We start from the raw sequence: 14655 nt of genomic DNA on the forward strand, positions 1-14655 counted from the left end.
CGTTTTGTCGCCATAAATGACGACCTACATCAATATAATCCCTCAACAGAGGCCTTTAAAGCCAAACATCCAAAGATTCACGGCTGAAGCCGTTCCTACGATGTTTTGTAGGTCGTGCTTTAGCGCGTCATTTGAAAAATATTTAACGTTTTGTCGCCATAAATGACGACCTACATCAATATAATCCCTCAACAGAGGCCTTTAAAGCCAAACATCCAAAGATTCACGGCTGAAGCCGTTCCTACGATGTTTTGTAGGTCGTGCTTTAGCGCGATTGAACGGGTAATCATAACTGCTCTTGCCTTTGCTATACTAATAATTAAGTGTTTATTTACGTTCTGACTTAAAAGGATATTAATCTATGTATAAACAGACAGGAATAAATTACTCGTTAATTATTATTTTATTAGTGATTAGTGCCTTTATAATTTTATCGCCTGAACTGGCTGGCCTCAAAATAATTATATTATCGATAAACCTGCTTATTACTTTGTTATTCTTTTCACTAACAATTGTCATCGATGAGCAAACGCTTCGTTGGTATTTTGGCTTTGGGATTATTAGCAAACGTGTTGAATTATCTCAGATTGCCGATACTTCTGCATACCAAACAAAATGGTATCAAGGAATTGGTATACGTATGCTAAGTGATGGCTGGTTATATAATGCCTCAGTTGGAAATGCCGTTAAAATAACTTTAACTGACGGAAAAAACATATACCTTGGCTGTAAAAACGTAGAGGCACTGCAAAAAGCACTCAAGGTAAAGGTTTAAAATTGAATCGAGGGGAAAGTTTGCGAGTTTGTAGGAGGCGTTTTAACGCCGAACATCTAAGGTTCACGGCTGAAGCCGTTCCTACAAAAAATGTTCAAGATTGTGTCGCCATAAATGACGACCTACACCAATACAATTTCTCGACGTAGGAGGCGTTTTAACGCCGAGTAAGTTAGCAAGTTACTCGGGTAAAACTTGTAGCTTTACCCTTGGACCTTGCTAACTTTTATTAGTCAATTACTTAATCGCTGGGTAACCGATGCGGTCAGATAAGTAACCAACACTAGTAGCAAAGTAATACGAGCGATTCCAGTGCATAAGTGCTTTGTAGTTATCGTAGGCTAGATACATACGACCGTTTACGTCATCAGGCATTACCATTGCGGCGGTAATATCAACGTTTGGTAAGTCGCTACCATCCATTTTACGAACCCCAAGAGCTTGCCAATCAGCAAGGCTGCGCTCTGAATCTTTCCAATACTCTAACCATTGACTGCGGGTTTTAGTGCCGCGTTTAAGAATATTTGAATTATCGAAGCCTTCAGGTAATTTAACTTGGCGACCCCAGGTTAAATCATCGTTCCACCCTGCTTGCTTTAAGTAATTGGCGATTGAAGCGAATGCGTCTTCTTCTGTGGTCCAAATGTCTTTGCGGCCATCACCATTGTAATCAACAGCGTAAGCGTTAAATGAGGTTGGCATAAACTGCGTTTGCCCCATTGCACCAGCCCACGAGCCCTTGAACTTATCAAGGGTAATGTGCCCCTCTTTTAAGATATCAAGCGCTGCCCAAAGTTGGTTTTTGTACATAGTTTCGCGGCGGCCATCAAAAGCAAGTGTTACTAATGATGCAATGACACTGTGACCACCTTGGATTTTACCGAAGTTACTTTCAAGGCCCCAAAGTGCCACAATAAAACGTGCTTGAACGCCGTATTCTTTGGCTACTTTTTCTAGAACGTCTTGGTTTTCTTTGTATAACTTACGCGCGCGGTCAATTTTCCATTGCGGCACACGTTTAGGTAAATAAGTTTCGAGGGTTTCTTTTACTTCTGGCTGATTTTTATCTGCTGAGATTACTTTCTTTTTAAATTTAGCCGTTGCGAATGCTTGTTCAATCAGGGCTTGATCATAGCCCTTTTCAATTGCTTCTTTTTTTAATGCAGCAACGTAAACGTCAAAATCAGCTTGGGTTTTTTCTTCTGCCAGTACTGATGTGCTCAAAGAGGCACTAAGTAAAATAACGGCAAGTTTTTTAATCACTCTCAACTCCCTTGTTTTTTTTGAATTGGGTTAACAGGTTTTCTTCTGGCGGTGGTAATTGTAAGTAGAAACCTTTATCAATTAACGCTTGCTTAACCGTTTCGATATCTGCAAAACCTAACTTTTCACGACTAGCAAGATTGATCATCATTACGTATTTAGGTTGACCAAACGTTTCTAGTAAAGGTTCAGGAACACGACCAAAATCGTCTCTTTTTTCAATAAAAAGGTAAGTATCCGCTTTTTTAATACTTTTATACACCGCAGTTAGCATTATGGCCCTATAATATCTTGCTTAACGAAGTCGCACACTATAACATGAGTCAAATAATAAGTTAGAAAAAATAGATTAGTTTTTACTGTGTATGCCTTGTTCAGCCTGTGTTTATATACAAACTATACTAATCAAAACAAATCAATTGAGCGTGTATGTCGGAACAAATTTTTGAGCTAAAAGGGAACCTTTTTACGTTATCTGTTTTACATTTATTTTCAGCAGATACATCCCTCTTAAGTAAGCAGTTAGATGAGAAAATCGCCCAAGCACCTAAGTTTTTTGCTGGTGCCCCCATCGTAATTAACTTAAGTGACATACAAGACGAAACACTTGATTTCTCATTCTTAAAGTCAATGTTAAGCGGTCTTTCGCTAAACCCTGTTGGCGTTTGCAATGGCTCTCAAGAGCAAAACGAAAGCGCGAAAGCCGCAGGCCTGTCGGTGTTAAATTATTCACAAGACGTTAAGGGTGCAACCGCTAAACAACAAACAAATACATCTATCGTTGAAAAAACCGTTCATTTGCCTGCGCAGGTTATTAGCGGCACTGTACGCTCTGGTCAGCAAGTATATGCAAAAGACCGCGACCTAATCGTGATTGGTTCTGTAAGTCATGGCGCCGAAGTCATAAGCGACGGTAACGTGCACATTTATGGCACCCTTCGCGGCCGTGCAATTGCAGGGGCAAAAGGTTACAACGAAGCACATATATTTTGCCAAAAATTAGAAGCAGAACTTGTTTCAATTAATGGTAGTTATTGGATCAGCGACTCTCTTCAGGGTGAACACTGGGGTAGCGCAGTACAAATCCAACAAAAAAATGATTCATTAGAAATTTCAGCTTTGGTTAAAGGATAAATCTCATGGCAAAAGTGATTGTCGTTACTTCTGGTAAAGGTGGTGTTGGTAAAACCACATCGAGTGCTGCGATTGGCACAGGTTTAGCGCTTAAAGGCTTTAAAACCGTTATTATCGATTTTGATATTGGTCTGCGTAATCTTGACCTTATCATGGGTTGTGAGCGCCGCGTTGTTTATGATTTCGTAAACGTAATCAATGGTGAAGCAAACCTTAACCAAGCGCTTATCAAAGATAAACGCGTTGATAAGTTACATATTTTACCTGCTTCACAAACCCGCGATAAAGATGCCCTTACCCGTGATGGTGTTGAGCGTGTACTAAACGAGCTGAAAAAAGATTTTGATTACATTGTGTGTGATTCACCAGCAGGTATCGAAGCCGGTGCAATGATGGCAATGTACTTCGCTGACGAAGCGATTGTAACAACTAATCCAGAAGTATCATCAGTACGTGACTCTGACCGTATCCTAGGTATTTTACACAGCAAATCAAAACGTGCTGAAGAAGGCCTTGAAAGCGTAAAAGAACACTTACTATTAACTCGCTATAATCCTGAGCGTGTTGAAAAAGGCGAAATGCTTTCGGTAGAAGACGTACAAGAAATCTTAGCGATTAAACTACTGGGCGTTATTCCAGAATCACAAGCTGTACTTAGTGCATCAAACTCTGGTCAACCGGTTATCTTAGATTCTGAATCGGATGCAGGCCAAGCGTACACTGATGCTATCAATCGTTTATTAGGCGAAACTGTTGATTTTCGTTTCTTAGACGTAGAGAAGAAAGGCTTATTTAAACGGATTTTTGGAGGTTAATGTGTCTTTACTTGACTACTTCCGCTCAGAAAAGAAAAGCAGTGCGTCACTTGCAAAAGAGCGATTGCAGATCATCGTCGCGCACGAACGTTCACAGCGTGGTACTCCAGATTATTTACCACAGCTAAAACAAGACATCCTTGATGTTATTCGTAAATATGTGAATGTAAACAGTGATGCAGTTCAGGTGCAGTTTGACCAAAACGAAGATGACTTAGCGGTACTTGAGCTTAACGTCACTTTACCTGACGAAGAAAAGAAATAGTCAAAATTGGGCGCTTAGTTATTCTTAACAGCGCCCTTTTTTTATTTCTGCTGTATTTATTTTTGCCACTGCATATGAAACTCGTAGTCATCTTCGCCTAGAGTTTTAAACCCTGCCCGTTGATATAGCCCATACGCTGGGTTCGCTTTTAGCACCGTTAAATTAATTTCTGATGTTTGCGCTTTTAGTGCATCTAACACCTTTGTGCCTAGCCCCTTGCCCTGCTCTTTAGGTGCAATTTGTAGCTGTAATAAACTAATTGCTTGCTCACTAACTATGAACTTGGCAGCGCCTACACATTGCCCGTTATTTAACACTAAATGACTGTGCTCAAAGTGCTCTGCTACTCGTGCTTGATGCTGCTCAAGTGATAAAAATAATCCCTGATTCTCTAAGTGCTCAACCATGGTATTTAACCTTAAGTCGAGTAAATAGGCTTTGTCTTGCTCGGTAGTCGCTACAAATTCAATCATTATTGTCTTAAAAAGAAAAAGGTACTTTTATAAAAGTACCTTTTTAGGTTGCAACAAACAACATATCTAAGGTTAGAAGCTATAATTTGCGCCTAAGTAAAAACGGCGGCCCGAATATTGGTTATAGGTAAAGCGATTACTTTGTTTCCAATAACCTTCTTCTAATTCTTCTGTTAGGTTTACAACTGACGCGGTAAACGAAAGATCCTCTGTAAGGTTATAAGAGGCATTCACATCAAGCTGACCATAGTCTTTGGTATATAAGTTGTAGCCTTGGTGAATACCGTTGGCACGGTCGTCTTTCCAGTTATATGACGCACGAACACTAAAGTCGTCATTCTCAAAATACACCGATACATTATACTGGTGCTTAGCCGTGCCTGGAATTTCAGCCTTTGTTTTTTGCCCGTCAGTCGATACTTCGCTGGTGCTGGTATCTGTGTAGGTATAGTTGGTTAAAATACCAAAGCCATTATCAAACGAATGCTGGAAGAACAGCTCTAAGCCTTCTGATTTTGCATCACCGCCACCTACTTTGGTGTTCATTTCAACTTCAATTGGGCCATTACAACAATTGTGCTCACGCTCAACTATTTCCACTGATGAAATCGGTAAATTAGAAATATCCTTAGAGAATAAAGTTGCCCCTAGCGCAGAGCCATCATCGTAATACCATTCAATACCTAAATCGAATTGATCAGATAGCATTGGCTCAAGCCCGGTGTTTACAGAAGTACCTGTACCACGACCAGTCCATGAATCCGGCGAGTTAATGTTAACTGGTGGTCCGTATGATTCCGCTTGGCTTAAGTCTGAATAACTCACTCTTGCCATTGTGCGCGCTGCAGCAAAGCGAACGACAAGGTCTTCGGTTGCATCCCATGCTAAGTTAAAGCTTGGTAATACTTCACTGCCATCACTACTGCGTTCATTCGGGTCTGTATCATTATCATCATGGCCAATGACTTCGTCGTAAGTCAAAGTACTAAGCTCTGTGTTTACATAGCGCACACCAACATTACCGCGGAAATCTTGCCATTCGAAATCAGCTTGTGTGTAAACAGACCAAATTTTCTCTTCAAGGGCATAGGTACCCGACAGTGAAGGTACAACTGTTTGGCTAAAGTTCTCTTTTAAGTAGTTATCAAGCGCTCCAAAATCAAACGCTAAGAAGTTAAATGCACCGGTATCACCCGCACTGTTATCAACGACATGGTCGCTCACCAATGTTGGTGCATCCGGGTGAAAATCTGGATTATGGAACCACTCAGTTCCCGGTAAATAACCACGGTAACCACCGTTATCAGCTATGCCGTCATCCCAACGAAAGTCGTTACGAATACCTTTAATTTCGTGGTCGCGGTATTTAGCCCCTACATAGACACGGGTGAAAAAGCTGCCATCAAGGTCAAATTTTACATCAGTTTGAATGTAATCTTCTGAGTCTTCATTTTCTGATGAGTAAGAATCAAACCAATCATAATATTGGTACGCTTGTTTATCGGTGGCTAAATCAGTCGACACTTCGTAGCTTGGTTTTCCGTTTTCAATTGACCATAACCAGCTATTTACTGAGCCTAATCGAGCATCAATATTAGCGTAGGTTTCTTTTGAAGTACCACCTTCAGCTTCAGTATGACCAAGCTTTAATGTAACGCTGTAAGTATCGCCAAAATAAGTGCCTTCAAAATCATAGGTATTTGATTTTGACTCACCAAAGCGTTCACGCCCTGTCAACTGCGGCGATAACAAACCACGACGAACGGGCACTCCGCCATTTACATCGGCATCACCCCAGTTATTGTCATTCAGTAAACCGTTATCAGCATTACCATAGGCAACCACCGTATCACCATCTAATACAATACCGTAATACGGGTTGTGGTTATCGTTCCACTCAGCAAAAGTAATGGCTTGACTAGATTGGTCATAGCCTAGCTTGGCGCCAAAATAGTTAAAGTTTAAATCAAGTCTGTCACTCGGTGCCCACTGAACAGCCACTTGATAACCATCGCGTGTACGGTCTTGGTTTGAGTTTGTAACGTACATAGCACGAGGCGCCCACACATTGTTGTACACTTCGCCTATGGCTTGGTCTACCAGCGCTGGGCGCTCTGCCCCTTCAACGGTATCTGAGTGAAAACGCCAGTGTGATGCGTTGTTAGTGATGGTTGTTACGGTGCGATCTTGACGAGTAAATCCGGCAAGCACACCAAAGTTTTCGTCGTCATTTTTCCATGAATACAGCACATTAACTTGCGGCTTAGTGTCTTCAGACACATCATCGTAAGTCACCTCTGCGCTTAACGCCCCTGAGTTTGCTTCCATTTCAAGTGGTTTACGGGTGTGTAAAATAACTGTACCACCAATACCGCCTTCATCAATGCGAGCTTCAGCACTTTTGTATACTTCTACACTTTTGATCATGCTTGATGGCAATAGCGTGTAATTAAAACTACGGGTAGGAGTACCTGAACCTGATGAAGCGATATAGTTACCGTTTAATTGGGTAAGTGTCCAATCAGGTGACGTACCACGAATACTAACACGGCTACCTTCGCCACCATCGCGGTCAATCAAAACGCCCGATACACGTTGCAATGAATCAGCGACATTTTTATCAGGAAATTTACCAATATCCTCTGCTGTAATTGCATCGACAGTTGCAGCTGAAAGTCGTTTTATTGCTAAGTTTTCTGCGGTTGAAGAACGAATACCACGTACCTCAATCACTTCTACATCATCATTTACTTGCTCTGCCGCGTAACTTGTATTAACTGCAGCCAGTAGCGAAATCAAAATTGCATTACGCTTGAAATGCCGTCCCTGTCCTTTTGTTTTTATTACAGTTTGCTTGCCCATGCCTATCTCCAGTTGTGTGTTCGGTTTTTGTTTATGAGGCTTTAGCCTCTACAAAAACGATTTATTGTTGTCGGTTTTTAAACTGATTTTTGGTAGTTAACAGCTTGTTAAACTCAAACTCAGAATAGGGGGAGGTGGTCAAAAAGTGATAATAAAAATTCGGTGACAGATATGACAAAATCGGCGTTAAGAATATTTTATCTTATTTTTTGTAATTTATGTTTTATAGTGAATCACAAGTTTATACAGTCAAAAACTCTTGCATTTAAAATAGGAACTAAATAATAAGCCACTGATTTCAAATTAAAATAGTAACAGAAACAATACTATCATTATGGTTCTTAAATAGATACTTTAAAGCTGGTGCAATAAAAATGGCAAACAAATAACAATGAGCAATGGTAAAATTCTTGAAGTCTGCTTAAATGAAACAGACACAAAGCAGCTGACAAACAATGTTTTAATGGCTGGCAACTTAGGTGTAAGCCGTTTTGAGCTATGCAGTAATTTACACTTAGGTGGCCTAACACCAAGTGTAAATGCGATTAACTGTGCTGTAAAAAGCCTAACTAATGGCGCAGAGTTATTGGTGATGATCCGCCCTGAAGCTGGTGATTTTATTGTTAGTGCCGAGAGTCACAAATTAATGGAAAAACAAATAATAATGGCAGCTAATGCGGGGGTGCATGGGGTGGTATTCGGTGCAGTAAAGCATGGCAAACTTGATTTAGAGGTGACCCGCTCTTTAGTTGCCACAGCCAAACAGCATGGCCTGATGGTGACCTTTCACCGTGCATTCGATAGCCTAACAAACCCGTTAAGCGCACTTGATAAACTCATTAGCTTAGGCGTTGATCGCGTTTTAACAGCAGGCACGCCGTGGCAAAGCGGCCAAAGTGCCGTAGATGGCTACAAGCTGCTCAACACATACTTAGCGCACTGCGCTAATCAAATTGAAATTGTTATGGGTGGTGGCGTTACTTTAGAAAACGCGGAAGCTCTTTGGCAATTAATAGAAAATCATTCAGCACATGCATCTGTGCATGTACACTCATGCGTGCATAACGAAAATGGTGCAATTAACGCTGAGGCTATCAAAAAGCTTCTTTCAAAGGATTAAGCATGGCAAGCAAAGCAACGTATTTTTTAGGAATTGATGGCGGTGGCAGTAAGTGTAAAGTCCGTTTAGAAAACGAAAACGGCACTCTACTCAGCGAAGCTATAAGTGGCTCTGCAAACGTGGCCACCAACTGCCAACAAAGCCAAGAATCAATACTCCACGCCACTGAACATGCTTTTCATGTGGCTGGGCTTGCCCTAAGCGAGCTAAAAAACACTTATGTGCATGCAGGACTTGCCGGAGCTAATATCGACTCAGCTTACCAAGCCATGACCAAATGGCAGCACCCTTTTGCCAAGTTTACCCTCTCAACAGATATGCTGATTGCCTGTAAAGGCGCACATCAACACCATGATGGCGCGGTGATTATTCTTGGTACGGGCTTTTGTGCGGGTTACCAGCTGCAAAACCAATTTAGCGAATTAGGGGGTTATGGGTTATTACTGAGCGATGGTGCCAGTGGTGGTTGGTTAGGTTTACAACTTTGCCGAAAAGCATTTGAAGTTCTTGATGGTGTTGAAAAAAGTTCAGCGGCTGTAGATGCCCTGCTCACCCAGCTTAACTGCCACTCGAGCCAAGCGTTAAGTCAACGTTTAATATCGGCTCGCCCTGCTGAACTTGCCAAATTTGCGCCGCTTGTTTTTAGTCATTCAGACGACGCTTTTTGTCAGCAATTAATCAGTGAAGCGTGTGCATTCATTGCGCGCTATATCACTTACTTTGAAAAACAAGGTATTACAAAAGTCACCTTGATGGGCGGCATTGCCAGTGCCATCACGCCTTACTTAACTGATGCCGGTAAAGCGCATTTAACTCCCGCCCTTGCCAGTGCAGAGCAAGGGGCTATTCTAATGGCGAGAGAGGCAATTTAATCGTCTAATTGTTCACGCATTTGCGAAGGTATTTCACCAAACAAACGCCGAAATTGTTTGCTGAAGTAACTCGGTTCAGAAAACCCGCACTGATAAGCGACTTGTGAAATGGGCAGTCGCGTTTCAATCAGTAGCTTACGGGCATTTTCGAGACGCACTTCGTTAATAAATTGATTGGGTGTTTTTGCTAAGTGCTTTTTAAAACGACGCTCTAAAGCGCTAACCGACAAGTGTGCAAGCTCTGCCAATTCATCAATACTGATCTGACGATGAAAATGCTCACGAATAAATTTTACCGGCTCTTCAATTGCCCTGACATGAGAAAGCGCTTTTGAGGTTTTTTGTAAATGTCGGGTCACCCCATAGGTGCCAATCACATTACGATCGTGATCTTTTAAAGCATGCTTTGATGTAGAAAACCAACCAAGCTCACCTTGTTGGGTTTGGTTAAGCTCTAAACGGTCAGTTACTATGTAGCCTTCCATCACCCGTTTATCATCATTGACGTACTGAAACGCGAGGTGCTTTGGCGAAAAATCAAAGTCAGTTTTTAGCAATATTTGCTCCAGTGTTTTATAACCCTGATGCTCAATAAAATGCTGATTACAATGCACGATTCTACTATCTGTATCTTTTACCCAAAAAAGGATATCTGGCAGTAAATCAAATGCAGCAATCAGCTGATTTACGCCAGCTTTTTTAATTATTTCTTGAATATCCATCGCTTTAATTTGTCTCTATAAAGAACAATTCTATATATTTTAAACGCCGATTTTGTTGCATTGTCAACCGAATTTTTATTAGCGCTTATCGCTTAAGCTTTCCTATTATCAATAACATGATATTAACAGTAGCCGACGCTATTTAAATTAGGAGCGCTTAAGATGAGCAAAGCTAAGATCCGCATGGCAATGGTAGGCGGTGGCGATGGAGCCTTTATTGGCGCTATTCATCGAATTGCAGCGCGATTAGATGGAATGATAGAGCTTGTTGCAGGCGCATTCAGTTCAGACGCAAACAAATGTAAAGCAACCGGCGAACTACTCGGGCTTGATAGCAGCCGCTGCTACGACAGTTACCAGACACTATTTACCGAAGAAGCAAAATTACCCGCTGATGAGCGTATCGATTTTGTGGCTATTGTCACGCCAAACCATTTGCATTTCCCGGTCGCGAAAATGGCGCTTGAGCACGGCTTTCACGTGTTATCAGATAAACCTGCAACACTCACTCTCGCAGAAGCAGAGCAATTACAAAGCATTATTGCAAAACAGCAAGTTTTATATGGACTGACCCACACTTATACCGGTTACCCAATGGTAAAAGAAGCCAAGCATCGCGTTAAAGCTGGTGAGCTTGGCATCATACGAAAAGTCATTGTTGAGTACACCCAAGGTTGGTTAGCGCACAGCGAAGACGAAGGCTCAAAACAAGCGAGCTGGCGTTTAGACACCAGTAAGTCTGGCATTAGTTGTTGTATGGGCGATATTGGCGTGCATGCAGCTAACTTAGCCGAGTATGTTTCTGATCTCGAAATCACCGAGCTTTGCGCCGATTTAAACCATGTAGTTGAAGGCCGAGCCCTTGATGATGATGGCACCGTGCTACTTAGATTCAATAATGGTTGTAAGGGCGTTTTACTGGCAAGCCAAGTTGCTATTGGCGATGAAAACAATTTACGCCTGCGTATTTATGGCGATAAAGCCAGTCTTGAATGGTCGCAACTTGAGCCTAATAGCTTATGGCTAAGAGGCCATAATCAAGCAGCTACGTTACTAAGAGCTGGCGTGGGAGAATTACACCCTGACACTCAAAATGCCCTGCGCACCCCTGCCGGTCACCCAGAGGGCTACCTTGAAGCATTCGCCAATATTTACCGCAATTTTGCAGCACAAATTCATGCCTTTAAGCAAGGCGACAACGCGACAAATTTTGCATTTGATGTACCAGGCATTAAAGATGCCGTGCGCGGTATGGCGTTTATTGAGCACGTTGTAGCTTCTTCAAAACAAGACACTAAATGGCACAAATTACAGATTGGATAATAAAGAATGAATAAAATCAAAGGGCCAGCAATATTTTTGGCGCAGTTTATTTCAGAGCAAGCCCCGTTCAATAACTTTAAAGGTTTATGTGAGTGGGCAAGCGGTTTAGGTTACAAAGCGATTCAAGTGCCAACCTCAAACCCAGACATTTTCGATTTAGAAAAAGCAGCTCAAAGCCAGCAATACTGCGATGAAGTCACTGGTATTGCCACAGAGTATGGACTTACAATTTCAGAGTTATCAACGCATTTGCAAGGTCAGCTAATTGCTGTACACCCTGCCTACGATGAAATGTTCGATAACTTTGCCGCAGAACATGTAAAAGGTAACCCTGCTGCGCGTACCAAATGGGCAACAGAACAACTAATGCTAGCTGCGAAAGCGAGTAACAACCTTGGCTTAACCACCCATGCGACGTTCTCAGGTTCTTTTTTATGGCATACCTTTTACCCGTGGCCACAGCGTCCTCAAGGGCTTGTTGAACAAGGCTTTAGTGAACTTGCTAAGCGCTGGTTACCCATTTTAGATTGCTTTGACGAGTATGGCGTGGACGTGTGTTATGAATTGCATCCGGGTGAAGACCTACATGATGGTGTGACATTTGAGCGCTTTTTAGCAGCAACCAATAATCACCCACGCGTTAATATTCTTTATGATCCGAGCCATTTTGTATTGCAACAGCTCGACTATTTAGCGTTTATCGATATCTATCATTCGCGCATTAAGGCATTTCATGTCAAAGATGCCGAATTTATCGCAAATGGCCGCTCAGGTGTTTATGGCGGATTTCAGAACTGGCAAGACCGACCGGGGCGTTTTCGTTCTTTAGGTGATGGCCAAGTAGATTTTAAGCAAATCTTTAGCAAGTTAACTCAATATGGTTTTGACGGTTGGGCTGTACTTGAATGGGAATGTTGCTTAAAGCACCCAGAAGATGGGGCAAGAGAAGGAGCTGAGTTTATTAAAGCACACTTGATAAACCCAACAGACAAAGCCTTTGACGATTTTGCCAGTGGCGCAACAAACACTGAGCGTAATAATCGAATTTTAGGTTTATAAAACCGACAACAATTGAACACACAGGACACACAATATGGACAACAATAATTATAACCGCATTGTCTTTCGGCTTTGCTGTATAGCACTGATTGTGACCTCTATGACCTTTGCCATCCGTGCTGGTATTTTGGGTCAACTTGGCAGTGAGTTTGGCTTAACCGACACCGAATTAGGTTGGGTTAATGCCATGGCATTTTTAGGTTTTCCGGTTGCGACTATGGTCGGCGGTATTATTTATAATGCCATTGGCGCGAAGAAATTAGTGGCGTTAGCGTTTATCTGTCATTTACTTGGTCTTGTTTTGACGATAACAGCTGATGGTTTTTGGGGCTTACTGGTTTCTACCTTTTTAATTGGTTTTGCCAACGGGGCTGTTGAAGCGGGCTGTAACCCACTAATTGCAGAAATGTACCCTAAAAACACCACCACTATGCTAAACCGTTTTCATGTTTGGTTCCCTGGAGGCATTGTGATAGGCGCACTTGCGTCGAATTTTATGTCGGGAGCGGGTTTAAACTGGCAATGGCAAGTGGCTTTAATTTTAGTTCCTACGGTTATTTATGGCGCTATGCTGATCAAAGCGCAGTTTCCACGCTTTGATACACGTACTCACTCAACTAGCAGCAATATTCGCCACTTATTCACGCCGTTATACATCTTTTTAATTGCCTGCATGACATTCACCGCAACCACTGAGTTTGGCACACAACAATGGATTGAGCGTATTTTAGGGTCTTCAGGCGCCTCTCCTATGGTGGTGTTAGCCCTGATCACCGGCTTAATGGCTGTTGGTCGCTTCTTTGCAGGACCAATTGTACATAGGCTTAATCCTACCGGTGTGTTACTTGGCTCTGCCATTTGTGCAAGCTTGGGGATTTTTATGATGAGTCAGGCCGAGGGCAGCATGATTTATCTAGCAGCGATGCTTTTTGCACTTGGCGTTACCTACTTTTGGCCGACCATGCTTGGCTGCGTTGCTGAATACATTCCAAAGTCAGGAGCGCTGGGTATGTCGTTAATGGGCGGTGCAGGCATGTTTGCTATGAGCATCTGGAACCCTGTAATTGGTAGCTGGATAGATACGGCACGCTCATCAGCAGAAGCAAGTGGCGCAAGCCCTGAACAAATTGAAATCTTAGCCGGACAGGCTGTATTACAAAACCTACTGATCTTCCCAATTATTTTAATCGTCGCATTCATTGGGTTGCATTTAGTAATTAATAACAACAAACGCACCGAAAAATGTGCGCCTTAAGCAAGTAAATCGTCGAGGAACACTATGTTTAAATCTCTTAAAGCACTGACTTTAATGCTCACCGTTAGTAGCTGTGCACTCGCTAATGCGGCTGACAATCAGCTAACACAACAAGAAAAGCAAGCTGGCTGGCAGTTGTTGTTTGACGGCAAAGATATGTCGCAGTGGCGTAATTTTAAAAGCGAATCTTTAAATCCTGCATGGGTCGTTGAAGATGGCGCTATGACATTAACCAAAGGTGGCGGTGATCTGCTTACTAAAAAGCAGTACCAAAACTTTGAATTACAGATTGACTGGAAAATCTCTACTAAAGGCAATAGCGGTATTTTTGTCTTAGCTGATGAAACCGGACAGATGATTTACTCTCATGCACCTGAAATTCAAATTATCGATAACGAAGAACACCCAGATACCGAAATTGACTCGCACTTAGCAGGGTCAATTTACGATTTATTTGCTGCGCCAGTTGCGGCGCACAAACCAGCAAATAGCTGGAACCATGTACGCATTAAAATGCAAGACAACCACTTACAAGTTTGGCAAAACGGTATTAGCACCACCAGCATTGTAATTGGCAGTACAACATGGAACACCCTTGTAAAAGGCAGTAAGTTTGCAACCTGGAAAAACTTTGCAACGGCTGAACAAGGTCATATCGGGCTTCAAGACCATGGTGACAAAGTGTGGTTTAAAAATATAAAAATCAAGGAGCTATAA

General features: G+C 42.1%; 15 protein-coding genes. 10 read left to right on the forward strand and 5 right to left on the reverse strand.

The window, feature by feature from the left end; all coding sequences use genetic code 11:
- Positions 1-361 precede the first annotated feature (361 nt).
- Complete coding sequence (locus L1267_RS17115) at positions 362-775, forward strand: hypothetical protein (RefSeq protein WP_235383567.1); 414 nt, start codon at positions 362-364, stop codon at positions 773-775.
- Between the two features lie 237 nt (positions 776-1012).
- Here L1267_RS17115 and L1267_RS17120 read toward each other — a convergent pair whose 3' ends face one another.
- Entirely contained in the window at positions 1013-2038 is a 1026-nt protein-coding gene (locus L1267_RS17120; RefSeq protein ID WP_135926437.1) for a lytic murein transglycosylase, read from the reverse strand.
- The gene (locus L1267_RS17125; protein ID WP_135926436.1) at positions 2031-2312 is read right to left on the reverse strand and encodes a YcgL domain-containing protein; all 282 of its coding nucleotides are present in this window, start codon (positions 2310-2312) and stop codon (positions 2031-2033) included. The genes L1267_RS17120 and L1267_RS17125 overlap by 8 nt, the downstream gene beginning before the upstream one ends.
- A gap of 155 nt (positions 2313-2467) precedes the next feature.
- Here L1267_RS17125 and minC point away from each other — a divergent pair, with 155 nt between their 5' ends.
- From minC to minE, 3 genes are read left to right on the forward strand one after another with little or no spacing between them, the layout of a single operon-like run.
- On the forward strand, positions 2468-3172 hold the full coding sequence (gene minC / locus L1267_RS17130) for a septum site-determining protein MinC (protein WP_135926435.1): 705 nt from the start codon (positions 2468-2470) through the stop codon (positions 3170-3172).
- 5 nt (positions 3173-3177) lie between these two features.
- Positions 3178-3987, forward strand: coding sequence for a septum site-determining protein MinD (minD, locus tag L1267_RS17135; RefSeq protein WP_135926434.1), 810 nt, complete (start codon positions 3178-3180; stop codon positions 3985-3987).
- A gap of 1 nt (position 3988) precedes the next feature.
- Complete coding sequence (minE, locus tag L1267_RS17140) at positions 3989-4252, forward strand: cell division topological specificity factor MinE (RefSeq protein WP_135926433.1); 264 nt, start codon at positions 3989-3991, stop codon at positions 4250-4252.
- Between the two features lie 56 nt (positions 4253-4308).
- Here the strand turns inward: minE and L1267_RS17145 are convergent, their stop codons facing one another.
- Both L1267_RS17145 and L1267_RS17150 read right to left on the reverse strand, forming a co-directional pair.
- Positions 4309-4725 (reverse strand): GNAT family N-acetyltransferase, encoded by a 417-nt coding sequence (locus tag L1267_RS17145; RefSeq protein ID WP_235383568.1) that lies wholly within the window; start codon positions 4723-4725, stop codon positions 4309-4311.
- A 72-nt stretch (positions 4726-4797) separates the two neighbouring features.
- Positions 4798-7587, reverse strand: a complete 2790-nt coding sequence (locus L1267_RS17150; RefSeq protein WP_235383569.1) for a TonB-dependent receptor — start codon at positions 7585-7587, stop codon at positions 4798-4800.
- Positions 7588-7978: 391 nt separating this feature from the next.
- Between L1267_RS17150 and L1267_RS17155 the strand changes: the two genes are divergently transcribed.
- Together L1267_RS17155 and L1267_RS17160 are read left to right on the forward strand one after the other, a co-directional pair.
- On the forward strand, positions 7979-8707 hold the full coding sequence (locus L1267_RS17155; protein ID WP_235383570.1) for a copper homeostasis protein CutC: 729 nt from the start codon (positions 7979-7981) through the stop codon (positions 8705-8707).
- A gap of 2 nt (positions 8708-8709) precedes the next feature.
- Complete coding sequence (locus L1267_RS17160) at positions 8710-9579, forward strand: BadF/BadG/BcrA/BcrD ATPase family protein (protein ID WP_235383571.1); 870 nt, start codon at positions 8710-8712, stop codon at positions 9577-9579.
- On the opposite strand, the gene L1267_RS17165 is transcribed toward L1267_RS17160, so the two are convergent.
- Entirely contained in the window at positions 9576-10301 is a 726-nt protein-coding gene (locus tag L1267_RS17165) for an AraC family transcriptional regulator (RefSeq protein WP_235383572.1), read from the reverse strand. The genes L1267_RS17160 and L1267_RS17165 overlap by 4 nt on opposite strands.
- A gap of 162 nt (positions 10302-10463) precedes the next feature.
- Here L1267_RS17165 and L1267_RS17170 point away from each other — a divergent pair, with 162 nt between their 5' ends.
- From L1267_RS17170 to L1267_RS17185, 4 genes are read left to right on the forward strand one after another with little or no spacing between them, the layout of a single operon-like run.
- Positions 10464-11624 (forward strand): Gfo/Idh/MocA family protein, encoded by a 1161-nt coding sequence (locus L1267_RS17170; RefSeq protein ID WP_235383573.1) that lies wholly within the window; start codon positions 10464-10466, stop codon positions 11622-11624.
- Positions 11625-11630: 6 nt separating this feature from the next.
- Positions 11631-12683 (forward strand): sugar phosphate isomerase/epimerase family protein, encoded by a 1053-nt coding sequence (locus L1267_RS17175; protein ID WP_135926427.1) that lies wholly within the window; start codon positions 11631-11633, stop codon positions 12681-12683.
- A gap of 34 nt (positions 12684-12717) precedes the next feature.
- On the forward strand, positions 12718-13938 hold the full coding sequence (locus tag L1267_RS17180; protein WP_235383574.1) for an MFS transporter: 1221 nt from the start codon (positions 12718-12720) through the stop codon (positions 13936-13938).
- Between the two features lie 24 nt (positions 13939-13962).
- Positions 13963-14655 carry a 3-keto-disaccharide hydrolase gene (locus L1267_RS17185; RefSeq protein ID WP_054552038.1) on the forward strand — a complete coding sequence of 231 codons (693 nt, stop codon included), beginning with the start codon at positions 13963-13965 and terminating at the stop codon, positions 14653-14655.

The organism is Pseudoalteromonas sp. OFAV1, assembly GCF_021532595.1.
GTDB lineage: Bacteria > Pseudomonadota > Gammaproteobacteria > Enterobacterales > Alteromonadaceae > Pseudoalteromonas > Pseudoalteromonas lipolytica_C.